The organism is Pseudoxanthomonas sp. PXM03 (assembly GCF_014852005.1).
Classification (GTDB): domain Bacteria; phylum Pseudomonadota; class Gammaproteobacteria; order Xanthomonadales; family Xanthomonadaceae; genus Pseudoxanthomonas_A.
Genome location: NZ_JACVAU010000003.1, coordinates 302,252 through 325,628 on the forward strand (window position 1 = coordinate 302,252; position 23,377 = coordinate 325,628).

The 23,377-nt window shown below is 67.6% G+C and carries 24 protein-coding genes; 19 read left to right on the plus strand and 5 right to left on the minus strand.

What is annotated here, in order from left to right; genetic code table 11:
• Positions 1–37 precede the first annotated feature (37 nt).
• The 7 genes from IB223_RS15635 (at position 38) to IB223_RS15665 (ending at position 6,857) form a co-directional block, all read left to right on the plus strand.
• Positions 38–952 carry a CheR family methyltransferase gene (locus tag IB223_RS15635; protein ID WP_192202682.1) on the plus strand — a complete coding sequence of 305 codons (915 nt, stop codon included), beginning with the start codon at positions 38–40 and terminating at the stop codon, positions 950–952.
• Positions 949–1,551 carry a chemoreceptor glutamine deamidase CheD gene (cheD, locus tag IB223_RS15640; protein WP_192202683.1) on the plus strand — a complete coding sequence of 201 codons (603 nt, stop codon included), beginning with the start codon at positions 949–951 and terminating at the stop codon, positions 1,549–1,551. Before IB223_RS15635 ends, cheD begins: the two co-directional genes overlap by 4 nt.
• The gene (locus IB223_RS15645; RefSeq protein WP_192202684.1) at positions 1,551–2,621 is read left to right on the plus strand and encodes a chemotaxis response regulator protein-glutamate methylesterase; all 1,071 of its coding nucleotides are present in this window, start codon (positions 1,551–1,553) and stop codon (positions 2,619–2,621) included. The genes cheD and IB223_RS15645 overlap by 1 nt, the downstream gene beginning before the upstream one ends.
• A 272-nt stretch (positions 2,622–2,893) precedes the next feature.
• A complete protein-coding gene (locus tag IB223_RS15650; RefSeq protein ID WP_192202685.1) occupies positions 2,894–4,084 on the plus strand; it encodes a methyl-accepting chemotaxis protein in 1,191 nt (396 codons plus the stop codon).
• Between the two features lie 79 nt (positions 4,085–4,163).
• Positions 4,164–4,865 carry a histidine kinase gene (locus IB223_RS15655; RefSeq protein ID WP_192202686.1) on the plus strand — a complete coding sequence of 234 codons (702 nt, stop codon included), beginning with the start codon at positions 4,164–4,166 and terminating at the stop codon, positions 4,863–4,865.
• A gap of 65 nt (positions 4,866–4,930) precedes the next feature.
• Entirely contained in the window at positions 4,931–6,577 is a 1,647-nt protein-coding gene (locus IB223_RS15660; RefSeq protein WP_225591151.1) for an EAL domain-containing protein, read from the plus strand.
• Entirely contained in the window at positions 6,570–6,857 is a 288-nt protein-coding gene (locus IB223_RS15665; RefSeq protein ID WP_192202688.1) for a GIY-YIG nuclease family protein, read from the plus strand. The genes IB223_RS15660 and IB223_RS15665 overlap by 8 nt, the downstream gene beginning before the upstream one ends.
• 119 nt (positions 6,858–6,976) lie before the next feature.
• On the opposite strand, the gene IB223_RS15670 is transcribed toward IB223_RS15665, so the two are convergent.
• The 4 genes from IB223_RS15670 to flgA form a co-directional block, all read right to left on the minus strand.
• Positions 6,977–8,128, minus strand: coding sequence for an ATP-binding protein (locus IB223_RS15670; RefSeq protein WP_192202796.1), 1,152 nt, complete (start codon positions 8,126–8,128; stop codon positions 6,977–6,979).
• 188 nt (positions 8,129–8,316) lie between these two features.
• On the minus strand, positions 8,317–8,661 hold the full coding sequence (locus IB223_RS15675) for a flagellar protein FlgN (RefSeq protein ID WP_192202689.1): 345 nt from the start codon (positions 8,659–8,661) through the stop codon (positions 8,317–8,319).
• Between the two features lie 5 nt (positions 8,662–8,666).
• The gene (flgM, locus tag IB223_RS15680; RefSeq protein WP_192202690.1) at positions 8,667–8,975 is read right to left on the minus strand and encodes a flagellar biosynthesis anti-sigma factor FlgM; all 309 of its coding nucleotides are present in this window, start codon (positions 8,973–8,975) and stop codon (positions 8,667–8,669) included.
• Positions 8,976–9,143: 168 nt separating this feature from the next.
• On the minus strand, positions 9,144–9,788 hold the full coding sequence (gene flgA, locus IB223_RS15685; RefSeq protein WP_192202691.1) for a flagellar basal body P-ring formation chaperone FlgA: 645 nt from the start codon (positions 9,786–9,788) through the stop codon (positions 9,144–9,146).
• Between the two features lie 150 nt (positions 9,789–9,938).
• Here flgA and IB223_RS15690 point away from each other — a divergent pair, with 150 nt between their 5' ends.
• The 12 genes from IB223_RS15690 to flgL all read left to right on the plus strand — a co-directional run bounded on the left by IB223_RS15690 (position 9,939) and on the right by flgL (position 22,567).
• On the plus strand, positions 9,939–10,892 hold the full coding sequence (locus IB223_RS15690; protein ID WP_192202692.1) for a chemotaxis protein: 954 nt from the start codon (positions 9,939–9,941) through the stop codon (positions 10,890–10,892).
• A gap of 195 nt (positions 10,893–11,087) precedes the next feature.
• On the plus strand, positions 11,088–11,474 hold the full coding sequence (flgB, locus tag IB223_RS15695; RefSeq protein ID WP_192202693.1) for a flagellar basal body rod protein FlgB: 387 nt from the start codon (positions 11,088–11,090) through the stop codon (positions 11,472–11,474).
• Positions 11,475–11,485: 11 nt separating this feature from the next.
• Entirely contained in the window at positions 11,486–11,893 is a 408-nt protein-coding gene (flgC, locus tag IB223_RS15700) for a flagellar basal body rod protein FlgC (RefSeq protein WP_142124952.1), read from the plus strand.
• A 26-nt stretch (positions 11,894–11,919) separates the two neighbouring features.
• Complete coding sequence (locus IB223_RS15705) at positions 11,920–12,600, plus strand: flagellar hook capping FlgD N-terminal domain-containing protein (protein ID WP_192202694.1); 681 nt, start codon at positions 11,920–11,922, stop codon at positions 12,598–12,600.
• Positions 12,601–12,637: 37 nt separating this feature from the next.
• A complete protein-coding gene (gene flgE, locus IB223_RS15710; RefSeq protein ID WP_192202695.1) occupies positions 12,638–13,858 on the plus strand; it encodes a flagellar hook protein FlgE in 1,221 nt (406 codons plus the stop codon).
• A 138-nt stretch (positions 13,859–13,996) separates the two neighbouring features.
• Positions 13,997–14,749, plus strand: a complete 753-nt coding sequence (locus IB223_RS15715; RefSeq protein WP_192202696.1) for a flagellar basal body rod protein FlgF — start codon at positions 13,997–13,999, stop codon at positions 14,747–14,749.
• A 971-nt stretch (positions 14,750–15,720) separates the two neighbouring features.
• Positions 15,721–16,506, plus strand: a complete 786-nt coding sequence (flgG, locus tag IB223_RS15720; protein WP_185896369.1) for a flagellar basal-body rod protein FlgG — start codon at positions 15,721–15,723, stop codon at positions 16,504–16,506.
• 22 nt (positions 16,507–16,528) lie between these two features.
• Positions 16,529–17,215, plus strand: coding sequence for a flagellar basal body L-ring protein FlgH (gene flgH, locus IB223_RS15725; protein ID WP_192202697.1), 687 nt, complete (start codon positions 16,529–16,531; stop codon positions 17,213–17,215).
• A gap of 10 nt (positions 17,216–17,225) precedes the next feature.
• Complete coding sequence (locus IB223_RS15730) at positions 17,226–18,407, plus strand: flagellar basal body P-ring protein FlgI (RefSeq protein WP_305079810.1); 1,182 nt, start codon at positions 17,226–17,228, stop codon at positions 18,405–18,407.
• Position 18,408: 1 nt separating this feature from the next.
• Complete coding sequence (flgJ, locus tag IB223_RS15735) at positions 18,409–19,473, plus strand: flagellar assembly peptidoglycan hydrolase FlgJ (protein ID WP_192202698.1); 1,065 nt, start codon at positions 18,409–18,411, stop codon at positions 19,471–19,473.
• A 14-nt stretch (positions 19,474–19,487) separates the two neighbouring features.
• Positions 19,488–21,368 (plus strand): flagellar hook-associated protein FlgK, encoded by a 1,881-nt coding sequence (gene flgK, locus IB223_RS15740; protein WP_192202699.1) that lies wholly within the window; start codon positions 19,488–19,490, stop codon positions 21,366–21,368.
• Complete coding sequence (gene flgL / locus IB223_RS15745) at positions 21,365–22,567, plus strand: flagellar hook-associated protein FlgL (RefSeq protein WP_192202700.1); 1,203 nt, start codon at positions 21,365–21,367, stop codon at positions 22,565–22,567. Before flgK ends, flgL begins: the two co-directional genes overlap by 4 nt.
• A 171-nt stretch (positions 22,568–22,738) precedes the next feature.
• On the opposite strand, the gene IB223_RS15750 is transcribed toward flgL, so the two are convergent.
• Positions 22,739–23,377, minus strand: coding sequence for an alpha-ketoglutarate-dependent dioxygenase AlkB (locus IB223_RS15750; protein WP_192202701.1), 639 nt, complete (start codon positions 23,375–23,377; stop codon positions 22,739–22,741).

Consider the following 23,377-nt stretch of genomic DNA (forward strand, 5'->3'; position numbering starts at 1 on the left):
CCACGCCCCTAGCCTCATCCGTCCCGTCGAGAATCCGATGTCCGTCAGTACCCGCTCCCCTGCTCCGGCTGCCACGACACGACGGACCCCTGCGCCGCTTCCCGCCGACGACGGCGCGGCAGGATCGGCAGGACGCGATTTCGAGTTCGACGACCGCGACTTCCGTCGCGTGGTCGACCTGATCCGCCAGCGCGCCGGCATCGCCCTGGCCGACGGCAAGCGCGACATGGTCTATGGCCGCCTGTCGCGCAGACTGCGCGCCTTGGGCCTGCGCAGCTTCAAGGATTACCTCGACCAGTTGGAACGGGACGGTGGCGATGAGTGGCAGGCGTTCACCAACGCACTGACCACGAACCTCACCTCGTTCTTCCGCGAGCCGCACCACTTCGAGCGGCTGCAGGAAGAACTGGCGAAGCACCGGAACGACGGCCCGCTGAAGATCTGGTCATGTGCCGCGTCCACCGGCGAAGAGCCCTACTCCATCGCCATCACCGCCTGCGAGGCCTACGGCACGCTGACCCCGCCGGTAAGCATCCTGGCCACGGACGTGGACACCCAGGTGCTGGCCACCGGCGAACGCGGCGTCTATCCGGTCGAGCGCATCGCCGGCCTGGACGACACCCTGAAGCGGCGTTATTTCCAGCGCGGCAGCGGCCCCAACGAAGGCAAGTGCCGCGTGCATCCGGCCCTGCGCCAGCTGATCGCGTTCCGCCCGCTCAACCTGCTGACCGCGCGCTACGACGTGGCCGGCCCGTTCACCGCGGTGTTCTGCCGCAACGTGATGATCTATTTCGACAAGCCCACCCAGCGCGGCATCCTGGCGCGCCTGGTGCCGCACCTGGCCGAAGACGGGATGCTGTACACCGGCCACTCGGAAAACTACCTGCACGCCGCCGACATCATCCAGCCCTGCGGTCGCACGCTGTACCGCCGCGCCGGGACCGGCGCATGAGTTCAGCCGCCGCCTCGTTCGCCGACGGCAGCGTGATGCGCTACCACGACGCTCGCTTCAAGACCGAAGCGGCCAAGCTGCTGCCCACGCAGTACCTGGTGGTGGACAACGACACCGCGCTGGTCACCGTGCTGGGCTCGTGCGTGGCCGCCTGCATCCGCGACCCGCTGCTCAAGCTGGGCGGCATGAACCACTTCCTGTTGCCGGACGGCAACGTGGGCGATGGTGCGCCCGCGCGCTACGGCAGCTTCGCGATGGAACTGCTGATCAACGACCTGCTCAAGCGGGGTGCCGCGCGCAACCGCCTGGAGGCCAAGGTCTTCGGCGGTGCCAACGTGCTGAAAGGCTTCACCAGCAACCCGGTCGGCACGCGCAATGCCGAGTTCGTCCGCAAGTACCTGGATGCCGAACGCATTCCCGTGGTCGCCGAAGACCTGCGCGGCATCCATCCGCGCAAGGTCTGGTATTTCCCCAACACCGGCCGCGTGGTCGTGCAGCGCCTGCCGCATGCCCATGATGCCGAGGTCCTGGCCGCCGAATCCGCCGCCCGCGCCCGCCTGTCGAGGGCGCCGGTCACCGGAGGCGTGGAGCTGTTCTGATGAGTAGTCCTTCCTCCTGCAAGGTGCTGATCGTCGATGACTCGGCGGTCGTGCGGCAGATGCTGACCGAGATCCTCTCGCGCGATCCGGGCATCGAAGTCGTCGGTTCCGCCGCCGATCCGCTGCTGGCCCGCGACAAGATCAAGCGCCTGAATCCCGACGTGATGACGCTGGACGTGGAAATGCCGCGCATGGACGGGCTGGCGTTCCTGGAGAACGTCATGCGCCTGCGGCCGATGCCGGTGGTGATGATTTCCTCGCTGACCGAGCGTGGCGCCGACACCACGCTGCAGGCGCTGGCGCTGGGTGCGGTGGATTTCGTGTCCAAGCCCAAGCTTGACGTCGCCAGCGGCTTGCAGGCGTATGCCGACGAGATCATCGCCAAGGTGAAGGCCGCCGCAAAGGCGCGTGTCCGCCCGCTGGCCCGCACCGGCGCCCCCCGCGTCGGCCTGGATACCGCACTGCCATCCCCTCCGGCCCTGCGCTTCCGCACCACCGACCGCCTGATCGCCATCGGCGCCTCCGCCGGTGGCACCGAAGCCCTGCGCGTGGTGCTGGAACAGATGCCCGCCGACGCGCCGGCCATCGTGCTGACCCAGCACATCCCGGCCGGTTTCAGCCGCGCCTTCGCGGAACGGCTGGACCGTCATTCGGCCATGGCCGTGCGCGAGGCCAGCGATGGCGAAGCCATCCTGCCCGGCCACGCCTACCTGCCCCCTGGCGGCCAGCACATGCGGGTCATCCGCGACGGTGCGCGCTGGCGCTGCCGGATCGACGACGGCCCGGCGGTGAACCGGCACAAGCCGGCGGTCGACGTGCTGTTCCGCTCGGTCGCGCAGAGCGCGGGCGGCAACGCGGTGGGCGCCATCCTCACCGGCATGGGCGACGACGGTGCGCGCGGCCTGCTGGAAATGAGCCAGGCCGGCGCGCCGACCCTGGTGCAGGACGAAGCCACCAGCGTGGTCTGGGGCATGCCCGGCGCCGCCATGCGCTTGGGCGCCGCCAAGGAAGCCCTGCCGCTGGAACGCATCGCGCAGCGCCTGCTGGACCTGGCGGCAGCGATCGCCTGAGGCGCTGCGCCGTTGCAGGAGCGACGTAAGTCGCGACCGCACGGCCGACGCTACCCTGGCTCGCGATACAGGCAAGGGGCTGTGGCGGGCGAGCATCCCACTCCGTCAATGCCAATGGCCCCTCCCTGCGGCGGTCGCGACTCACGTCGCTCCTACAGAAGGTCGCAACGCCCGTCACAGATCGCGGGGGATCGAAAAACCACCCGATTTCCCGCCTAAAGAGCCGATCCCTACGGCCGATACTCAACAGTGAGCTTCATCAGAGAGCACCCATGTACTCGCGCATCCTGGTTCGTCTTGCGGCACCCCTCATCCTCACCCTGCTGTTCCCGCTGTCGGTCGCCTTCGACTGGCCGAACGCGCTGCAGTGGGCCCTGCTGACTTCGCTGACGCTGGCCTGGCTGATCTTCGCCTGGCTGACGGCCGTCAACAGCCACGTGGTGTCGCCCGAGCACGCCACCGTCATCCGCGAACAGGATGCGCTGCTCACCGAGCTGCGCCGCTTCGTCAACAACGAGATCGAAGGTTCGCGCAGCGAGATCGACCGCGCCCGCGAGCTGATCCGCGAAGCCGTCAGCAACCTCGGCGGCAGCTTCGATGCGATGAACCGCAAGTCGCGCGAACAGAGTGCCGCGATCTCCCGCATCATCGACCGCAATGGCGAGGGCGACCGTGCCGGCGTGGACGTGGCGCGCTTCGCGCAGAACGCCAGCCAGCGCATGGAACAGCTGGTGGAGGCGCTGGAGCAGGTCGCCGGCCAGAGTGGCACCACCGTGCACCACATCGACGACATGGCCCAGCACCTGGACGGCATCTTCTCGCTGCTGGAAGACGTGAAGTCCATCGCCGACCAGACCAACCTGCTCGCGCTGAATGCCGCCATCGAGGCCGCCCGTGCCGGTGAGGCCGGTCGTGGCTTCGCCGTGGTCGCCGACGAAGTGCGCAACCTGTCCGAGCGCTCCACCGCGTTCAACGAACAGATCCGCAAGCTGGCGCACAGCTCCAAGGAATCCATCGCCAAGGTGCGCGACACGGTCTCCAACATGGCCTCGCGCGACCTGGACCGCTCCCGCGAGGCGCGCTCCGAGGCCGCCGGCATGCTCAACCAGGTGGCCGCGATCAACGCCTCGCTGGGTGATGGCATGCGCGAAGTCTCGATGTGCGGCCATGCCATCGACGCCAGCGTGGCCGATGCCGTCCGCTCGCTGCAGTTCGAGGACATCGCCACCCAGTCGCTGGGAAGTGCGAACACCCACCTTGACCGCCTGACCGCGATCAACAAGGAAGCCCTCGCCCTGCAGGAACTCCTGCACCGCTCCGGCGGCGCGACCGACAACGAACTGCTCAGCGCACTGCGCCTGATCGGCAACCGCCTGCGCGATCAGCGCACCGAGTGGGAACGCCCGCCGCACAAGCCGGTCGCACAGCAGAACATGGGTGCCGGCACGGTGGAACTGTTCTGACCGCGACAGCGTCCGCACACCACTAAATCCCGACGGGGCGACCAGGATCTGGTCGCCCCGTCGCGTTCCGGGCGGCGGCATGCCCGGCTGCGGATCGCCACTGGCATACTGCAGGCTGATCGCACCGCTGCTGACGATGTCGAACCCGCCGCTTCCCTCCCCCTTGTTGCTGCAGTTGTTCCGGCTGCAGGAAGCCGAACGCCTCCAGGTGGGGCGCGCCCTGCACAACCAGGTCGGGCAGGCACTGTCGGCGATCAAGATGGGCGTGCACCTGGTGCAGTCCGAGGATGATCCGGCACAGCAGCAGGAAGACCTGCAGGACATCATCCGCACCTGCGACGAGACCGTCGCGATCCTGCGCGACCTGCATGCCACGCTGCACCCGCCCCAGCTGGAAGCGATCGGGCTGGAGGCCGCATTGCGCGCCGAGCACGAACGCGTGTTTCCCGGCACCGCGGTGACACTCGCTCCGTTGCCGAACATGCCTGCGGCCGACACGGCGCTGGTGGCGTTCCGGATCGCGCAGGTCGCCATGCGCGCGGTGGCGGGTGCGGGAGGCCGGCTGGCGCTGGCGCTGGCCGGCGACGCCGATGCCGAGGGCGGACTCGCCGTCACCCTGGATGCCGATGTCGACGCGGCATGCACCGAACTGCCGCTGCTGCAGGCCCTGGCCGCGACGCTTGGCGGCGGGCTGGAATCCAGCAGCGGCGGGCGCGGCAGCCGATGGCAACTTCGCCTACCCTATGCGCCTGCACCCGTGACGCCCACCGACGCCGCTTGAACACCGAGCACGCCCACCTGCCCCGCCTGCCCCGCCTCGGCGCCGGCGAACCCGACCTGCAGCGGATGGTCGACACCGCGAATGCGGACGGCACGCCGTTGATGCTGCTGTACCTGGACATCGACCACTTCCGCTCGATCAACGAGAACATGGGCGTGGAAGTCGGCGATGAAGCGCTGGCGATCCTCAGCGACCGGCTGCAGCGGTCACTCGGCCCGGAAGCACGCGCCTGGCGCCATGGCAGCGACGAATTCATCGTGGCGGTGCCGCGCCTGCCGGGCACGCTGCCGCCGGAACGCTTCGGCGATGCCCTGCGCGAGCAGATCGAATTGCCGATGACGGTGCTGCCCTACACGCTGTTCCTGACCGGCACGCTCGGCATCGCGCTGTGCCCGGAGCATGCGGACACCGCCTCCGGCCTGCTGCAGTGCGCCGAAAGCGCGATGGAACAGGCCAAGCACGAGGGCATGAACCTGGTGCGCCTGTACCGGCGCGGCGCCGCGATCACCGCGCGCAGCGACAGCATCATCGCCCGCCAGATCGTCAACGCCATCCAGCACAACGAACTGCGCCTGTTCTACCAGCCGCAGATCAACGCCCACGACGGCCGCGTGGTGGGCATGGAAACGCTGCTGCGCTGGTACTCGCCCGCGCTCGGCCTGCTGGTGCCGGAACGCTTCATGCACGTGGCCGAGAAGCTGGGCGTCATCGTGCAGATCGGCGACTGGGTGCTGCGCAATGCCTTCAAGCAGGCACGCGTCTGGCGCGACTGGGGCTTCGACGATTTCGAGATCGCGGTGAACGTGTCGACGCTGCAGCTGCTGCGCCCCAGCTTCGTGTCCGAAGTGCTGGAGGCCATGCAGGAGGCCGGCATCCCACCGCAGATGGTGGTGCTGGAAGTCCGCCAGAACGCGCTGGCCAAGGACATGAACCTGGTCCACCGCACGCTGGCGCAACTGCACCACGAAGGCGTGCGGCTGACGCTGGACGATTTCGGCATGGGCGATTCCAACCTGGACTCGCTGGTCCGCTTCTCGGTGGACAAGATCAAGATCGACCGCAACTTCGTGAAGGGCGTGCCGTCCGGCAACCGCGAGGTGGCCATCACCTGCGCCATCATCGCGATGGGCCACCAGCTGGGCATGAAGGTGATCGCACACGGCGTGGAGACCGACGTGCAACTGGGATTCCTGCGCAGGAACCAGTGCGACATGTTCCAGGGCCACCTGTTCGGCGAACCGATGTCGGCCGAAGATGCCGGCGCGGTGTTGCGCCGCCGCTACCTGCGCGCCGATGCCTTCGCCGCCACCAAGCCCGATCGCACCCTGCTGCTGCTGGACGACGAAGAGAACATCCTGCGTTCATTGGTGCGCCTGTTCCGCCGCGACGGCTACCGCATCCTGGCCGCCAGCAACGTCACCGACGCATTCGAACTGCTGGCGACCAACGACGTGCAGGTGATCCTGTCCGACCAGCGCATGTCGGACATGAGCGGCACCGAGTTCCTGGGCCGCGTGCGCATGCTGTATCCGGACACGATACGCCTGGTGCTGTCGGGGTACACCGACCTGGCCACGGTGACCGAGGCGATCAACCGCGGCGAGATCTACCGCTTCCTGACCAAACCGTGGAACGACGACGACCTGCGCGAACACATCCGCCAGGCGTTCACCACCTACGAGCACCAGCCGCACCATCGTGCGCATGCCTGAGATCCGCACCGGAACACAGGACGGCTGGTGCGTGTACCTGCTGGAGTGCCGCAATGGCGCGTACTACGCCGGCATCACCAACCGGCTGGACGCGCGCTACGCTGCGCATGTGGCGGGTACGGGCGCCAAGTACACGCGGGCGAATCCGCCGGTACGCGTGCTGGCGAGCCGCGATTATCCGGATCGCAGCGCAGCGTCGCGCGCGGAAGCACAGCTCAAGCGGATGCCGCGCGCGAAGAAGCTGGCGTTCTTCGATTCGCCCTCTGCAGGAGCGACGTAAGTCGCGACCGCGGAAATCAAACACTCTGCGAGTGGTTCATCGCACGAACCCACGCTCGCGACCACCGCATTGTTCCGGTCGCGACTTACGTCGCTCCTACCGTGATACGCGTCAATCGCTCATGCCGCGTCGACGGCCGGCTGCCGGATCGGCAGCATGATGCGGAAGCAGGCGCCGGAGCCGGGCTCGTTGCGCACTTCGATGCGGCCGTTGTGCTTCTTCACGATGCCGTAGGAGATCGACAAGCCCAGGCCCGTGCCGCTGCCCACCGGCTTGGTGGTGAAGAACGGGTCGAAGATGCGTTGCACGATGTCGTCGGGTATCCCATGGCCGCTGTCCTGGATCTCGATCCAGACTTCGTCGCCCTCCACGCCCGTGGCGACGGTGATCGTGCCGCGCTCGTCGATGGCATGACTGGCATTGAGCAGGATGTTCATGAACACCTGGTTCAATTCCGACGGCCGGCACTGCACCAGGGGCAGCTTGCCGTAGTGCTTTTCCAGGGTGACCTTGTACTTCAGCTCGTTCCAGATGATGTTGATGGTGGAATCGAGGCCGGCATGCAGGTCGGCGGACTTCCAGCTGTCGTCGCGGCCCGAGTAGGAGAAGTCCTTCAGGTTGCGCACGATCGCGGTGACCCGTTCGATGCCCTCGCGCGACTCGGACATCAGCTGCGGCAGGTCGCCGGTGATGAAGTCGATGTCGTAGCGCGCGCGCAGGTCCTCGATCTCGGGCAGCATCGCCTTCGGGTCCGGCAGGCGCAGCGCGCGCTCGTAGACTTCGATCAGCGAGAACAGGCTGTGCAGGTACTCCTGCAGCGAGCCGAGGTTGGAGTGCACGTAGCCGATCGGGTTGTTGATCTCGTGCGCAACGCCGGCGGCAAGCTGGCCGATGGAGGCCATCTTCTCCGACTGCACCAGCTGTTCCTGCGTGCCGGCCAGGCGCACCAGCGTCTGCCGCAGCTGCGCGTGCCGGCGCTGGAGTTCCTGCTGGCGCGCGTGCGCTTCGCTGACGTCGTGGAAGACGATCAGGCAGTGGCCGCCGCCCGGGTTGTCATGGAAGTACGCGCGTACCTGCAGCACCAGGCCGTCGTCGAGGGCCAGGTCGCCGTTCCAGCGGCCGGACTGGCGCGCGGTGGGAATGGCGTCGGGCGGCAGCAGCCGCGACAGGGCGCCGAGCACATCGGGAGCATCCTGCACCAGTGCGCGCGCCGCCGCGTTGGCGTGCAACGGACGGGCGTCGCCACGGCACAACAGGTAGCCGTCGTCCATCAGTTCGGCCAACGCCTTCAGATCGGCGAAGGTCGGGACGTCATCCGCAGTGCAGGCTCTGGACGGTGGGTTCGAGGGAGGTGCGGTGGCCAAGGACGCATCGGGCGGCGGCGATGGGGCACCAGTATCCGGCGCGGCCGCTGGAGCGGCAAGTTGCGGCGTCGCAGTTTGCGGATCCGGCACCAGGCTCAGGCAACCGCGAGCGGGCGGGTGGCGGAGAGGGTCGCGGTCTGGCCCTGCGCGTCGTAGGCGCCGCTGCTCTCTGTGCGACCCAGATGGCGCAGTGCCCAGTTCACTTCGCGGCGGCGCCGGGCCAGCAGGATGCCGTTCGCATGGTTCATCTCGGCAAGTTCGGCGAGCCGCCCCTGCAGTTCATCGGGAAAGCCGAAGCCGGCCGCGGCCGCCTCCAGCGCGCGCAATGCCTCCAGCTTCTCCTGCGTTGCGCGCACCAGTGCCTCGACATCATGCTCGAGGATGGCGCGACGCTCCTCTCCCAGTGCCGCGGAGAGTCGCTGGAGGGGGGCCGGTGTCATCGCGATCAACCGCCCAGTTGGTCGTCCAGTCGCAGCATCCCGTCGGCAATGGCCTCGGGATTGACCTTGTACGTGCCGGCCTGCAGCGCTTCGCGCACGGCCTGCACGCGGGCATTGTCGATGGCAGGCGCAGTGGACAGCTCGCGCTGCATGGCCTGGAGGCTGGCGGCCTCGCCGGTCAGGCGCAGGCTGTCACCACCGGCGCTGGCTTCCACCGGCCTGGAACGGTCGGCACCCGCGTTGGCAACACGCCCGCTGACGGGACCGGTGGTGCGTACGGCGGCGGGGGGAGTGCCTTCGATTTTCTGGCTCATGTCGGTTCACCTGTAACAGGGTTCATGGGAGATATCGGCCGCGACTGATCCGACTTTAGTGACGGATGCCGCATTTCCGAGAAAGGACCCGATGCTGCCCGGTTTCCTTCCACCCGCGTTCGGTATCGGCCGCCCCCTGAACAACTTGAGGGCGATGTCGCACATTTTTCATCGGTTGACCCAGACGTCGCCGCCCGGGCCCACCACGCCCTGCACCACCCGGCGCGAGGACAGGTTCTCCACGGTCACCCGCTCATTCTCGCCGGCATCCGCCAGCGCCTTGCCGGCCACGCGCACTTCCACCCCGCCGCGACGGGACACCAGCGCCACGTTGTCGCCGCGGCGGACCAGGCGCTGGGCGACCAGATCGGTGGCCGACAGTACCGTGCCTGCCGACAGCATGCGCCGTGCCACGCGGCCCAAGGCCTGGGATGGATCAGCAACGGCGGTGCCGACGATGCGCGACGCGTCGCGGGTTTCGGGAATGAACGCGTCGGCGGTGATCGTTTCGCCCGGCGCGATGCCGCGGCTCAGCACCAGTACGGTCTGGCTGCGGCGTACCCGCACCGGCACGAACAGGCGCCAGCCATCCGGGCAGCTGACTTCCACGCTGTGGCTACCTTGGACGCGTGCCACCAGCGATGCGTCGCAGCGTGGCAGGCGCAAGGCGGCGTCCAGTGTGGCCTCGGCCTCGCTGCCGGCAGGCAGGGCGCCCAGGGCGGCCGCCTTGATGCTGTCCACGGTCTGGAAGTCGGCCGCCAGCACGGTGCATGCGGTCAGGCCGCCGATCAGGGCGAGGGTCAGGCGCAGCATGGGCGGGATCCGGAGGTTCATCGGCCGGGAGGCTGCAAGGGGCGTGCCAGAGCCTGACTCTCTGACAACACTCCCCTCTCCCTGTGCAGGCGGCGAGAAGGAACAAGCAACGACGCTCAAGCACCCCTCGAAGATGCCGATATGCTGTGCATGACCCAGGATCTGCTCAACCGCATCGACCAGCGCACCCGCCTGGCCGGCCACAACCGCCTCGCCCTGCTGCTGTTCCGCCTGGGCGGGCGTCAGCTTTTTGGCGTCAACGTCTTCAAGGTGCAGGAAGTCCTGCGCCGGCCCGATCTGTTCCAGTTGCCCGGATTGCCCACCGAATTCGTCGGCGTGGCCGACGTGCGCGGCCGCTCGGTGCCGGTGCTGGACCTGGGCCTGAGCATCCGCCACCCCGAACGCGACCCGAATCCGGAGAACACCCCCAACTACCTGGTGGTCACCGAATTCAACCGCTCCGTGCAGGGCTTCCTGGTCAGCGGGGTCGAACGCATCGTCAACATCGCGGTGGAAGACATCCACCCGCCTCCGGAACTCGGCGCCGAGAACAGCTACCTGACTGCCGTGACGCGCTTCCAGGGCGAACTCATCCAGGTGATCGACGTGGAAAGCGTCCTGGCCGACATCTGCCAGTCGCGCATGGACGCCACCCTGGCGCCGGAGATGGCCCTGCCCGCGGACGCACCGCCGCTGCAGGTGCTGGTGGTGGACGACTCGCGCGTGGCGCGCTCGCAGATCCGCAGCGTGCTGGAGCAACTGGGCGTGACCACCACCCTGTTGTCCGATGGCCGCCAAGCGCTGGACCACCTCTTGCAGGTACACGCCGCCGGCGAGAATCCGGCCGAGCGCTACGCCATGGTCATCTCGGACATCGAGATGCCCGCCATGGACGGCTACACCCTGACGACGGAAATCCGTCGCCATCCCGGCCTGGCCGGCCTGTACGTGCTGCTGCACACCTCCCTCTCGGGCGTGTTCAACAACGCCATGGTGGAACGCGTGGGCGCGAATGCCTTCGTGGCGAAGTACAGCCCGCACGAACTGGCCGAGCACGTGCTGTTCCGCCTGAACCAGGTGGTTGCGGCGCAGATGGCGGCCTGATCGTCGTCCCAGCGAACGCTGGGACCCATTTGCTTTTCCCACGGAAGAGGCAAGAGGCAAAGGGCAGGATCAAGATGGATCCCAGCGTTCGCTGGGATGACGGCACAGGGAATCACTGCCTGCCGGGATGCCGACCTGCCCCGTCCTGGCACACGCCTTGCAGCATCCCCGGCAACGGTCTGCCGGAGCGGTGCCATGTCCAATCCCATCTCCAACTACCTGGGTGTCCACGGAGCGGCCCTGCCCCTGCGCGAGCAGCGCATGCAGTTGATCGCCAGCAACCTGTCCAACGCGGACACGCCGAACTACAAGGCGAAGGACCTGAACTTCCAGGCCGCGCTGGAGAGCGCGGCGGCCAAGGCCTCCTCTTTGCTGACCACCAGCGAGCAGCACCTGACCCTGCTCGATGCCACCCCGCGCATCTTCGAACGTGCCGGCGTGCAGCCCAGCCTGGACGGCAACACCGTCGACGCCGATACCGAACGCGCCGCCTACGGCCGCGCGGCGCTGGAATACCGCGCCTCGCTCAGCTTCATCGAATCCAAGGTGCGCACCATGCTCACCGCGATCACCGGCCAGTAAGGGGACGCGCCATGAGCAACCTGCCCATCTTCGACGTCGCCGGTTCCGCGCTGCAGGCGCAATCGGTGCGCCTGAACACCATCGCCAGCAATCTCTCCAACGCGGATTCCATCGCATCCTCGCCCGAGGCGGTCTACAAGCCCATCGAGCCGATTTTCCAGGCGCGCCCTCTGAATGCGGACGGCTCGCTGACATCGGTGCAGGTGAAGGAGATCACCCAGAGCGAAGCACCGCCGATCAAGCGCTACGAGCCCGGCCACCCGATGGCCGATGGCGATGGTTACGTCTACGCGCCCGATGTCGATCCGGTCGCGCAGATGGTCAACCTGATCTCGGCATCACGCGGCTACCAGGCCGGCGTGGAAGTACTGAACACCGCCAAGGAACTCGCCCTGGCCACCCTGACCATGGGCCGCTGACGCCCTGCCACCGAGCGACCACGCACATGACCACCATCAATGGCGATCCGTTCGCCGCCATCAACAACGCCACGTCGGGCGCTGCCACGACCAAGAAGGCCGACACGCTGGGCCAGGCCGACTTCATGCGCCTGATGACCGAGCAGCTGAGCCACCAGGATCCGCTCAAGCCGCTGTCCAACAGCGAGTTCGTCGCCCAGCTGGCGCAGTTCTCCACCGTGCAGGGCATCAGCGAACTGAACACCACCGTCGGCGGCTTCACCTCGGCGCTGACCGGCGACCAGGTGCTGAAGGGCGCCGCATTGGTGGGTCACGCCGTCGTGGTGCCCTCCGACTCGGTCGCGTTGCCGGCCACCGGCAATGCCAGCGGCCTGGTGATGTCGCCCGGCGCAGGCAAGGTCACGTTCGAGATCACCGATGCCAGCGGCGTGGTGGTCGACACCCTCGACGTCGAGTCCACCGGCAAGGGCGAAACCGCCTTCACCTGGGACGGAATCAAGGCCAACGGCGAACGCGCCGCCGCCGGTGCGTACTCCATCAAGGCCACGCACACCGCCACCGATGGCACCGGCACTGCGCTCAACACCTACGTCGACGCCACCGTGGACAGCGTGACCATCGGCTCCGACGGCCTGTACCTCAACCTGCCCGGCCTGGGCACCGCTCCGCTCGACTACGTGCTGCGCATCGGCAAGTCGGCGTCCTGACCCCCTCACTCCCACCGCATCCTGCAAGGAGTCATCCATGGCTTTCAACAGCTCGCTGTCCGGCATGAGGGCGGCCAACGCCGACCTCAACGTCACCTCGCACAACATCGCCAACGTCAACACCACGGGCTTCAAGGAGTCCCGCGCGGAGTTCGCCGAGGTGTTCTCCACCACCGGCTACGGCCTGCTGCAGAACGGCATCGGCGCGGGCGTGCGCGTGACCAACGTCGCGCAGCAGTTCTCGCAGGGCGACATCAACCAGACCGGGCGCTATCTGGACCTGGCCGTGGACCGCGAAGGCTTCTTCACCGTCAGCAACAACGGGACGAACGTGTATACCCGCGCCGGCAACTTCCAGCGCGATCCGAACGGCTACGTCACCACGCCGGACGGCTACCGCCTGCAGGTGTTCCCGCCGCGCGCCGATGGCATCGGCTTCGACACCGGCAACCTGGTCGACCTGCAGTTGCTGACCACCGACAGCGCGCCTGCGCCCACCACCAACGTCGACCTCGGCGTCACCCTGCCCGGCAATGCCGCGCAGCCGACGATCGCCCCGTTCTCGCCCACCGACAGCGCCAGCTACAACGAGACCACCTCGGTCACCGTCTACGACTCGCTCGGCGTGGCCCACCAGCAGGCCGTCTACTACGTGAAGACGCCGACCCCGAACCAGTGGCAGATGCACGTATACGTGGACGGCACCTCGATGGGTGCACCGACCAACGTGCAGTTCGACAACAACGGCACGCTGACCGCGCCGGCCAACGGCCTGGTGACGCTGTCGCCGTTCACGCCCAGCACCGGCGCGGGCGTGCTGAACATGACGCTGAACATCAGCGGCACCACCCAGTACGGCGAACAGTTCGCCAAGCGCATCCAGAACCAGGACGGCTATGCCACCGGCAAGCTCAACGAGTTCAGCGTCTCGCCGGAGGGCGTGGTGTATGCGCGCTACTCCAACGGCGTGGACCGCGCCATCGGGCAGGTGGGGCTGGCCAACTTCACCAACCCGCAGGGGCTGGTATCGCAGGGCAACAACACCTGGACACACAGCTTCGCCTCCGGTGAGCCGCGCATCGGGGCGCCGGGCACCTCGGACTTCGGCCAGGTGGCCTCCGGCGCACTGGAAGCCTCGACCGTGGACCTGACCGAGCAGCTGGTGAACATGATCGTGGCGCAGCGCAACTTCCAGGCGAACTCGCAGATGCTGTCCACGCAGGACCAGATCACCCAGACGGTCATCAACATCAGGTGATTCGTGATGCGTGAGGGGTGATTCGCAAAAGAGCTGACATCTGAAGAACGGCAAGCCGGCTCGCCGTCAGCACCCGCGACAGATCCCGCTCCCGCCCTTACCAATCACGATTCACCAATCACCCATCACGAGCCTTCCATGGACAAAGCCCTCTACGTCGCAATGACCGGTGCCCGCGCTTCGCTGCAGGCGCAGGGCACGGTGTCGCACAACCTGGCCAACGTGGACACCAAGGGCTTCAAGGCCGCGCTGGCCGGCACCGAGGCATTCAAGATCCAGGGACAGGGCTTTCCTTCACGCGTGGACGCGATGCTGATCGATCCCGGCTTCGATTCGCGGACCGGTTCGCAGATGGTCACCGGCCGCTCCCTCGACGTCTCACTGCAGCCGAACCGCTGGCTTGCCGTGCAGGCAGCCGACGGTGGCACGGCCTACACGCGCAATGGCGAGCTCAGCGTCACCCCGAACGGCCAGCTGGTCACTGCCGGCGGTCGGGCGGTGCTGGACGACAACGGCAATCCGATTGCTGTACCGCCCGCGCAGTCCATCGACATCGGCGCCGATGGCACGGTATCCATCGTTCCGCAGGGCGAAGGCCCGCAGACGATGGCTGTTGTCGGGCGCATGCGCGTGGTCCAGGCGACGCCGCAGCAGTTGTCGCGCGGTGGCGATGGCCTGATGCGGCCCTCCGATCCGCAGGCACCGGCATTGCCGGTCGCCAATGGCAACAGTCTCACCACGGGCGTGCTGGAAGGCAGCAACGTGGATGCAGCCGGTGCGCTGGTGCAGATGATCCAGTTGCAGCGGCAGTTCGAGATGCAGGTGAAGGTGATCCGCAGCGGCGACGAGATGGCGCAGTCGTCGAACCAGTTGCTGCGATTGGGCGGTTGATCCCTTTCTAGCCCCTCTCCCTGCGGTAGAGGGGTTGGGGTGAGGGCTAACGGAGCCCGTGTCTTCAGGCCGCCATCGGCTGTCACCACATCCGCGGCGAACCTTTGGTTCGATGGCCTTGCGGGATGGATTTACTTTTCCGACGCATGGTGCCGCTCGCCGCGGGGGCCCTACTTTTCTTTGCTTGTGCAAAGAAAAGTAGGCAAAAGAAACACACCCCGGCGGTCCGCCCGCCGCTGCGCGGCGGGTTCGCAGTCCCGGCGGGAATTTTCGGACAGGGCATCCTGCCCTGGCCGAAAACGGCGCACATCCCTGTGCGCCGCCCCTGCGGGGTTTCATCCGCCGCGACTGCCGGACCTAAGGGGCCCCAAGAATCAAAGTCGAGAACTCCGCGCGTGCTTTTGCCGCTGCTTCGGGGTCCCCATGAGGCACGGCGAGTGGGCCGGGTACAACCCGAAGGGCGCCGTCATGGATGACGGCGTTTTCGTATGGCACATGGATGTGCCTTACGAAAATTCCCGGACCGCTCGCGGACCCGAAGCGCAGCGGCGGGCGTGCCGCCTGGGGCGTGTTTCTTTGGTTCCTTTCTTTGCACGAGCAAAGAAAGGGACGCCCCCGCGGCGAGCGGCGCCATGCCTGACCCAAAGCCCCGCCTACGAAAGACGCACTCAACACGTTCATCATGAGCGTGCGTTTCGAGTGAGCAGCGGATGCGGAGACGTCGCTGATGGCCGGGGTAGACCGGCTTCGTTGCCCCTCACCCCAACCCCTCTCCCGATGGGAGAGGGGCTTGAACAGGCCCCGCCGCCAGAAAAATGCCGGCATATGGTCCGAGGCCATGCCCACGGTCCCACTTCGGCGCCGCTCCCCGCGCCAGAACCACGACACCCGTTTCGGCACAGGACTTGCCTGAGAGGAGGCGAGGAACCGCATCGCGCGATTCCACCCCTTTCACCGCGAGGAACCACGCCATGAACCAAGCCCTCTGGGTCGCCAAGACCGGACTGGATGCGCAACAGACGCGCATGTCCGTGGTCTCCAACAACCTGGCCAACACCAACACCACCGGCTTCAAGCGCGACCGCGCCAGCTTCGAAGACCTGTTGTACCAGCAGGTGCGCCAGCCCGGCGGCTCCACCTCTTCGCAGACCCAGCTCCCCTCCGGCCTGCAACTCGGCACTGGCGTACGCGTCGTATCCACCTCCAAGGATTTCCAGCAGGGCAACCCGCAGCAGACCGGCCGCTCGCTGGACGTGATGGTCAACGGCCGCGGCTTCTTCGAAGTGCTACTGCCCGACGGTTCACCGGCCTACACGCGCGACGGCTCGTTCCAGATCAATGCACAGGGTGAACTGGTCACCAACAGCGGCTACCCCGTGCAACCCGGCATCCAGGTGCCCGAGGGTGCGCAGTCGATGACCATCGGCAACGACGGCACCGTCAGCGTGACCATGGCCGGCCAGGCGCAGGCACTGGAAATCGGCTCGCTGACGCTCACCGATTTCGTCAATCCGTCCGGCCTGCAGGCCAAGGGCGAGAACCTCTACGTCGAGACCACCGCGTCCGGTCCTGCGCAGAACGGCACCCCCGGCCTCAACGGCCTCGGCAGCCTGGTGCAGGGCTCACTGGAAGGCTCCAACGTCAACGTGGTGGAAGAGCTGGTCAGCATGATCGAAACCCAGCGCGCCTACGAAATGAACGCCAAGGCCATCTCCACCACCGACTCGATGCTCGGCTACCTCAACAACAACGTCTGACCCACGCATACCGGGAATCGCCATGAAGCGCTCCACGTCCGCCACCACCCTCGCCTGCGCGCTGATGCTGCTGCCGGGCTGCGCACGCTACTACGGCGACGTGCGCCCGTACGCGCCGATGCAGCCCATCCAGCCCATCGTCGCCGCGCAGGCACCGGCCACCGCGGGCTCCATCTACCGCGCCGGCCCCGGCCTGAACCTCTACGCCGACCGCCGCGCGCGCGACGTGGGCGACCTGCTGACGATCAACCTGGTGGAGAACACCGCCGCGCAGACCTCGGCCACCACCTCGGTCGACAAGAGCAGCGAGATCAGCATGGCCGCGCCCAACATCGCCGGTGCCCCGGTCACCTGGAACGGACGCGACATCCTCAGCGCCTCGGTCAATGGCGACCGCGGTTTCAGCGGCGCCGGCAACAGCGCGCAGAGCAACCGCCTGCAGGGCAGCGTGACCGTCACGGTGATCCAGCGCCTGCCCAACGGCAACCTGGTCGTGCAGGGCCAGAAGAACATGCGCCTGAACCAGGGCGACGAACTGGTGCAGATCCAGGGCATCGTGCGCCCGGCGGACATCGGCACCGACAACACCATCGCCTCCAGCAAGGTCGCCGACGCCCGCATCGCCTTCGGCGGCCGCGGCGCCATCGCTCAGTCCAACTCGATGGGCTGGCTGGGCCGGTTCTTCAACTCGCCCGTCTTCCCCAACTGAGCATCGCGCCATGGATACGCCCAACGCCGAACGCTCGAACCCCGCGCCCGCGAAGAAGCCGCGCCGCATCGATACCTATACGCTGCTGGGCCTGCTGGCATGGATCGGGCTGGTGCTGCTCTGCCTGGCACCCGCCGCGCGCGCCGAACGCATCAAGGATCTCGCCCAGGTCGGCGGCGTGCGCAGCAATCCGCTGGTTGGCTACGGCCTGGTCGTGGGTCTGGATGGCAGTGGCGACCGCACCAGCCAGGCGCCCTTCACGGTGCAGAGCCTGAAGAACATGCTGGGCGAACTGGGCGTCAACGTGCCGGCCAACGTCAATCCGCAGCTGAAGAACGTGGCGGCGGTGGCGATCCACGCCGACCTGCCTGCCTTCGCCAAGCCGGGCCAGCCGATCGACATCACCGTGTCCTCCATCGGCAACGCCACCTCGCTGCGCGGCGGCAGCCTGTTGATGGCGCCCTTGCGCGGAGCCGATGGCGAGGTCTACGCGATCGCCCAAGGCAACCTGGTGGTCGGCGGCTTTGGCGCGCAGGGACGCGATGGCTCGCGCGTGTCGATCAATGTCCCCAGCGTGGGCCGCATTCCCAACGGCGCCACGGTGGAGCGCGCGGTGCCCAACGCTCTGGACACCGGCGACGGCACGATCACGCTGAACCTGCATCGCGCCGACTTCACCACGGTCTCGCGCATGGTCGCCGCACTGGAACAGAACTTCGGCGCGGGCAATGCCTATGCGCTGGATGCCGTCACGGTCGCCGTGCGCGCGCCCGCCGACGTGTCCCGCCGCATCAACTTCCTCGCCCAGGTCGAGAACCTGGAACTTACGCCCGGCAGTGCGCCGGCCAAGGTGATCGTCAACGCGCGCACCGGCACCGTGGTGATCGGCGCGCAGGTGCAGGTGATGCCGGCGGCGGTGACGCATGGCTCGCTGACGGTGACCATCACCGAATCGGCCAACGTCAGCCAGCCGAATGAATTCTCGCGCGGCGGCAACACGGTGGTGACACCGCAGTCGACCGTCTCCGTCAGCCAGGAAGGCAACCGGATGTTCAAGTTCGAGGGCGGCACCTCGCTGGACGAAATCGTCCGCGCCGTGAACGAAGTCGGCGCCGCGCCCGGCGACCTCATCGCGATCCTGGAAGCCCTGAAGCAGGCCGGCGCCCTGCGGGCAGAGCTCGAGGTGATCTGACATGGCCAGCACGCCCATCGGCGCACTGAATTCTCCCTTGCCGCTGGCCGACGCCAGTGGCAAGCCCGACAACGCCCGCATCCACGATGTCGCGCGGAAGCTGGAAGGCCAGTTCGCACAGATGATGATCAAGTGCATGCGCGAGGCAGGCTTCGGGGATTCGCTGTTCCCGGGTGAAAACCAGGTGTTCCGCGACATGTACGACCAGCAGATCGCCAAGGCGATGAGCGAAGGACGCGGCCTCGGCCTGGCACCGATGATCGCGCGCCAGCTGGGCGCCACCGATGCGACTGCGCCTGCCGTGCCCGCCAGCACCGCGTTGTCGGCCTACAAGCGGCTGCTGCCGGGCAACGAGGCCGATTCCATGCTCGACGCCATCGCCGGCCGCGGGATCGGCAGCACCTCTGCGCGCGGCGATGCCGGCATACCGGCCACGATCACGCTGGACACCATCACCGTGCGTCCCGATGCGGCCTGCGACGAAGTCGAGAGCGTGGCGTCGGCCGACCCGTCGAAATACGCGCGCAACACACCGGAACGCTTCGTCGCCGAGATCTGGGACCACGCCAAGCAGGCCGCGAAGGAACTGGGCGTGGATCCGCGCGCCCTGGTCGCGCAGGCCGCGCTGGAAACCGGCTGGGGCAAGCGCCAGATCAGGACCGGCGACGGCGACAGCGCGCACAACCTGTTCGGCATCAAGGCCACCGGCTGGAAGGGCGAGCGCGCCCGTACCGCCACGCACGAGTACAGCAACGGCGTGAAGCGCAGCGAGACGGCGGATTTCCGCGCGTACGCTTCGCCCGCCGAGAGCTTCGCCGACTACGTGCGGCTGTTGAAGAGCAATCCGCGCTACCAGCAGGCCCTCGCCGCCGGCAAGGACATCGCCGGTTTCGCCCGCGGCCTGCAGCGCGCCGGGTACGCCACCGACCCCACCTACGCCAACAAGATCGCGTCGATCGCCAACGGGCCCACGCTGGGCAAGGTGTTGTCGGCGATCGGCGACACCGTCGGCGGCAAGGTCGGCGGCTTCGTCGGCAACGCCATCGGCAACGCACTGCAGCGCTGATCCAGGGAGCACGCATGTCCAACCTTCTCGCCACCGGCAGCAGCGCCCTCCTCGCTTTCCAGCGCGCCCTGTCCACGGTCAGCCACAACGTCGCCAACATCAACACGCCGGGCTACTCGCGCCAGCGTGCCGAATTCGAAGCGCGCGACGGCACCTTCTTCGGCCAGGGCTACCAGGGCAACGGCGTGCAGATCGTCGACGTGCGCCGCATGGCCGACTCGCTGGCCACCTCGCGCCTGCTCGACAGTGGCGGCGAACTCTCGCGCCTGCAGCAGTTGTCGGTCCTCTCCACCCGGCTCGACCAGCTGTTCTCCGAGAAGGCGACCGGCATCAGTGCGCCGTGGTCCAGCTTCTTCGATTCGGTCAGCGCGCTGTCCTCCAACGCCGCCGGCTCCGCCGACCGCGAAAGCGTGCTGGCGCAGGCGAATGCGCTGGTCACCCGCTTCCGCCAGATCGACCAGCATCTCGACGGCCTGGATACCGAAGTCAATGCGGGCCTGACCGCCGCCACGGGCGAAGTGAACCGCCTGGCGAAGGAGATCGCCCAGCTCAACGGCCAGATCGGCGGCAATACGAATCCCTCCGGCGACCTGCTGGACCGCCGCGACCAGCTCATCAGCGAACTGGTCGCCTTCACCGGTGGCAACGCGGTGACGCAGGACGGCGGACTGGTCAACGTCTTCAGCGCCGGTGGTCAACCGCTGGTGGTCGGTGCGAGCGCCAGCACGCTGGTCACCGTGCCCGATGCGTATCGTCCCGAGCGCCTGCAGGTGGCGCTGGAAACCAACGGCCAACGCATCACCCTGGACAAGCGCGCGCTTGGCGGCCAGATCGGCGGCCTGATCGAATTCCGTACCACCGTGCTTGATCCGGCCGTGGCCGAACTGGGGCGCGTGGCCACCTCGCTGGCGCAGACCTTCAATGAAGGACATCGCGCCGGCATGGACCAGTACGGGCAGATCGGCGGCGATTTCTTCAGCCTGCCCGCGCCGCGCATTTCGTCGCATGCGGGCAATGCCGGCAACGCGGTGCTGCAGACATCGATCGGCAGCGTATCGGCGCTGAATGCGCAGAATGTGTTGTTGCGCTTCGACGGCGGCGCGTGGGTGGCGACGCATCCGGAAACCGGCGCGGCCATCGCCACCACCGGTACAGGCACCGCCGCCGATCCGCTGGTGGTGAACGGCATCGAAGTGGTGCTGGCCTCCGGCGCGCCGGCCACCAACGACCGTTTCCTGCTGCAGCCCACGGCCGGCGCCGCCGGCAACCTGGGGGTCGCGATCACCGATCCCGGCCGCATCGCGGCCGCCACGCCGGTCAAGGCCACGACCGACATGGCCAACACCGGCAGCGGCAAGCTGAGCGGACTGAAGGTGACCGACGCGGCCAACGCTGGCCTGCTGGCGCCGGTGGACATCGAGTTCATCGACGCCACGCAATACACCATCAATGGCACCGGCCCGTTCCCCTACACGCCGGGGCAGACGATCGCATCGAACGGCTGGAGCCTGGTGCTGGATGGCGCGCCTGCGGCGGGTGACACCTTCAGTGTCGGACCCACCGGCGCCAACTCCAGCGACAACGGCAACGCCAAGCTGCTGTCGAACCTGGACGACGCGCGCGCGCTCAACGGCGGCACACTGACGCTCAACGGCGCGATCGGCGGCCTGACCACGCAGGTCGGTTCGGCGGCGCGCCAGGCGGACTATTCCGCGCAGGCGCAGCAGGTCATCCATGACCAGGCGCAGGCCGCACGCGATGCGGTTTCCGGCGTCAACCTGGACGAAGAAGCCGCCGACCTGATGCGCCTGCAGCAGGCGTACCAGGCCGCGTCGCAGATCATCGCCACCGCCGACACCCTGTTCCAGGCGCTGCTGGGAGCCACACGCCGATGAACTACCGTATCTCCACCGGGATGATGTACCAGCAGTCGATCAACACGATGCTGGCCAAGCAGGCGAAGCTGGCGCATACCCAGCAACAGCTCTCCAGCGGACAGCGCCTGGTCACCGCCAAGGACGATCCGGTCGCCGCCGGCACCGCCGTGGGACTGGACCGTGCGGTGGCCGAACTCGAACGCTTCGGCATGAACGCCAGCGCCGTGCAGAACCGCCTGGGCCTGCAGGAGAACGCGCTGACCCAGGTTGGCGATGCGATGGCGCGCGTCAACGAGCTCGTCATCCAGGCCAACAATGCGGCCATGGGCGACGACAGTCGCCAGGCGATCAGCACTGAGCTGAAATCGATCTATGCCGGCCTGCTGGACCTGGCCAACAGTACCGACGGCGCCGGCCGCTACCTGTTCGGCGGCACCAGCGACGGCAGCGCGCCGTTCGCCATCGCCGGCGGCAACGTGATCTACAGCGGCGACCAGACCCAGCGGCAGGTGGAAGTGGCGCCGGACATGTTTGTCGCCGACACCCTGCCCGGCAGCGAGGTGTTCCTGCGCCTGCGCACCGGCGATGGCCGCATCGACGGTCAGCCGGCTGCCGGCAATACCGGCACGGGCTTGCTGATGGGCTTCAGCGTGACTGATTCCACGGCCTGGGACGGTGACACCTACACGCTCAGCTTCGGCGCGGGCAATACCTACCAGGTAGTCGATGGCGGCGGCGCGGTGGTCGCCACGGGTGCGTATGCCAAGGGCGAGAGCATCGCCTTTGCCGGCGTGCAGATGAAGATCGACGGCCAGCCCGCCAATGGCGACAGCTTCACGCTGGGGCCGGCCGGCTCGCGCGACATCTTCGCCACCGTGCAGGGCCTGATCGACACGCTGGAGACCAGCCCCACCACCGACACCCAGCGTGCCGTCATGCAGAACAGCCTGCAGGCAGCCATGCGCGATATCGCTACCGCGCAGAGCAGGATGATCGACGCGCGCGCCAGCGGCGGTGCACAGCTGTCGGCCATCGACGACGCCGCTGCGCTGCGCGAGGCGAACAACGTTACCTTGCAGGGCACGCTGTCCACCCTGCGCGACCTGGACTGGGCCGAAGCCATCGGCCGTTACCAGATGGAAAACACCGCCCTGCAGGCCGCACAGACGGTCTTCATGCAGATGCAATCGCTGTCGTTGTTCAAGCTGATGGGCTGACGGCGGCGCCCAAACTTTCATGCAGTCCTTGCCTTCACGCCGCGCTCCCTCGCGGCGTTTTTTTGTATCTCCCCTTCTCCCCGCCTGCGGGGAGAAGGTGCCCGGAGGGCGGATGAGGGGCCGAGCGCTGTAATTCATCGGGCGCAGCACTCTCGCCTCTCCGTTCGCCCCTCACCCGCCTTCGGCACCCTCTCCCCGCTGCGCAGGGAGAGGGGAACTTATCGGCCGCACCCGGAACACCACGCTGATCCGCGGCCCCTGCTGCCGCCGCGTCTTCGGTATGCCGTGTTCGTGCGTGCTCTGCGAGGCATGGCTCATCGACAGCACGCTGCCAGGCGCGAGGTCGACCGCCAGCGTCTCGCGCCTGCCCGCACGGGCACGGATCAGCATGCGCCGCGGTGCGCCCAGCGAGACCAGCGTGATCGGATGGCCGGCCGCCACCGTGTGCAGCTTGTCGCCGTGCATGGCGACGCTGTCGTCGCCGTTGCGGTAGAGGTTCATGCCGATGCGCGAGTACGGTGCCAGCGCCTTCGCCTGTACGCAGGCCAGCAGCGCCGCCAGCGGCAGGTCGTCCGGCAGCGCGTCCACGGGATAGTTCGCCAGCAGCCGCGGCACGTCGACGATGCGGTCGTACATCGGGCGCTGGAGGTGCGTCCACGCGGCCTGGGCGAGGAGGATGTCGAACCAGTGTCCTGCCGTGACGGGATCGATCACCCCGGGCCAGTAGCGGATGCCGCCCTCCGCGTCGTCCACCAGCGGCACTACGCCGGGTGCGAACAGATCGTCGGTCAACGTGGACAGAGCGTGCAT

What these genes read in the sequence shown, in the direction of transcription:
- flgC (WP_142124952.1), top strand. Translation starts at nt 11,486, where the DNA reads ATGAGCAACCTGCCCATCTTCGACGTCGCCGGTTCCGCGCTGCAGGCG.
- flgM (WP_192202690.1), bottom strand. Translation starts at nt 8,975, where the DNA reads ATGAGCCAGAAAATCGAAGGCACTCCCCCCGCCGCCGTACGCACCACC.
- IB223_RS15670 (WP_192202796.1), bottom strand. Translation starts at nt 8,128, where the DNA reads ATGGACGACGGCTACCTGTTGTGCCGTGGCGACGCCCGTCCGTTGCAC.
- flgG (WP_185896369.1), top strand. Translation starts at nt 15,721, where the DNA reads ATGAACCAAGCCCTCTGGGTCGCCAAGACCGGACTGGATGCGCAACAG.
- flgA (WP_192202691.1), bottom strand. Translation starts at nt 9,788, where the DNA reads ATGCTGCGCCTGACCCTCGCCCTGATCGGCGGCCTGACCGCATGCACC.
- IB223_RS15715 (WP_192202696.1), top strand. Translation starts at nt 13,997, where the DNA reads ATGGACAAAGCCCTCTACGTCGCAATGACCGGTGCCCGCGCTTCGCTG.
- IB223_RS15660 (WP_225591151.1), top strand. Translation starts at nt 4,931, where the DNA reads ATGGTCGACACCGCGAATGCGGACGGCACGCCGTTGATGCTGCTGTAC.
- IB223_RS15705 (WP_192202694.1), top strand. Translation starts at nt 11,920, where the DNA reads ATGACCACCATCAATGGCGATCCGTTCGCCGCCATCAACAACGCCACG.
- IB223_RS15650 (WP_192202685.1), top strand. Translation starts at nt 2,894, where the DNA reads ATGTACTCGCGCATCCTGGTTCGTCTTGCGGCACCCCTCATCCTCACC.
- cheD (WP_192202683.1), top strand. Translation starts at nt 949, where the DNA reads ATGAGTTCAGCCGCCGCCTCGTTCGCCGACGGCAGCGTGATGCGCTAC.
- flgL (WP_192202700.1), top strand. Translation starts at nt 21,365, where the DNA reads ATGAACTACCGTATCTCCACCGGGATGATGTACCAGCAGTCGATCAAC.
- flgJ (WP_192202698.1), top strand. Translation starts at nt 18,409, where the DNA reads ATGGCCAGCACGCCCATCGGCGCACTGAATTCTCCCTTGCCGCTGGCC.
- IB223_RS15645 (WP_192202684.1), top strand. Translation starts at nt 1,551, where the DNA reads ATGAGTAGTCCTTCCTCCTGCAAGGTGCTGATCGTCGATGACTCGGCG.
- IB223_RS15690 (WP_192202692.1), top strand. Translation starts at nt 9,939, where the DNA reads ATGACCCAGGATCTGCTCAACCGCATCGACCAGCGCACCCGCCTGGCC.
- flgH (WP_192202697.1), top strand. Translation starts at nt 16,529, where the DNA reads ATGAAGCGCTCCACGTCCGCCACCACCCTCGCCTGCGCGCTGATGCTG.
- IB223_RS15730 (WP_305079810.1), top strand. Translation starts at nt 17,226, where the DNA reads ATGGATACGCCCAACGCCGAACGCTCGAACCCCGCGCCCGCGAAGAAG.
- IB223_RS15665 (WP_192202688.1), top strand. Translation starts at nt 6,570, where the DNA reads ATGCCTGAGATCCGCACCGGAACACAGGACGGCTGGTGCGTGTACCTG.
- IB223_RS15750 (WP_192202701.1), bottom strand. Translation starts at nt 23,377, where the DNA reads ATGCACGCTCTGTCCACGTTGACCGACGATCTGTTCGCACCCGGCGTA.
- flgK (WP_192202699.1), top strand. Translation starts at nt 19,488, where the DNA reads ATGTCCAACCTTCTCGCCACCGGCAGCAGCGCCCTCCTCGCTTTCCAG.
- flgB (WP_192202693.1), top strand. Translation starts at nt 11,088, where the DNA reads ATGTCCAATCCCATCTCCAACTACCTGGGTGTCCACGGAGCGGCCCTG.
- IB223_RS15675 (WP_192202689.1), bottom strand. Translation starts at nt 8,661, where the DNA reads ATGACACCGGCCCCCCTCCAGCGACTCTCCGCGGCACTGGGAGAGGAG.
- flgE (WP_192202695.1), top strand. Translation starts at nt 12,638, where the DNA reads ATGGCTTTCAACAGCTCGCTGTCCGGCATGAGGGCGGCCAACGCCGAC.
- IB223_RS15635 (WP_192202682.1), top strand. Translation starts at nt 38, where the DNA reads ATGTCCGTCAGTACCCGCTCCCCTGCTCCGGCTGCCACGACACGACGG.
- IB223_RS15655 (WP_192202686.1), top strand. Translation starts at nt 4,164, where the DNA reads ATGCCCGGCTGCGGATCGCCACTGGCATACTGCAGGCTGATCGCACCG.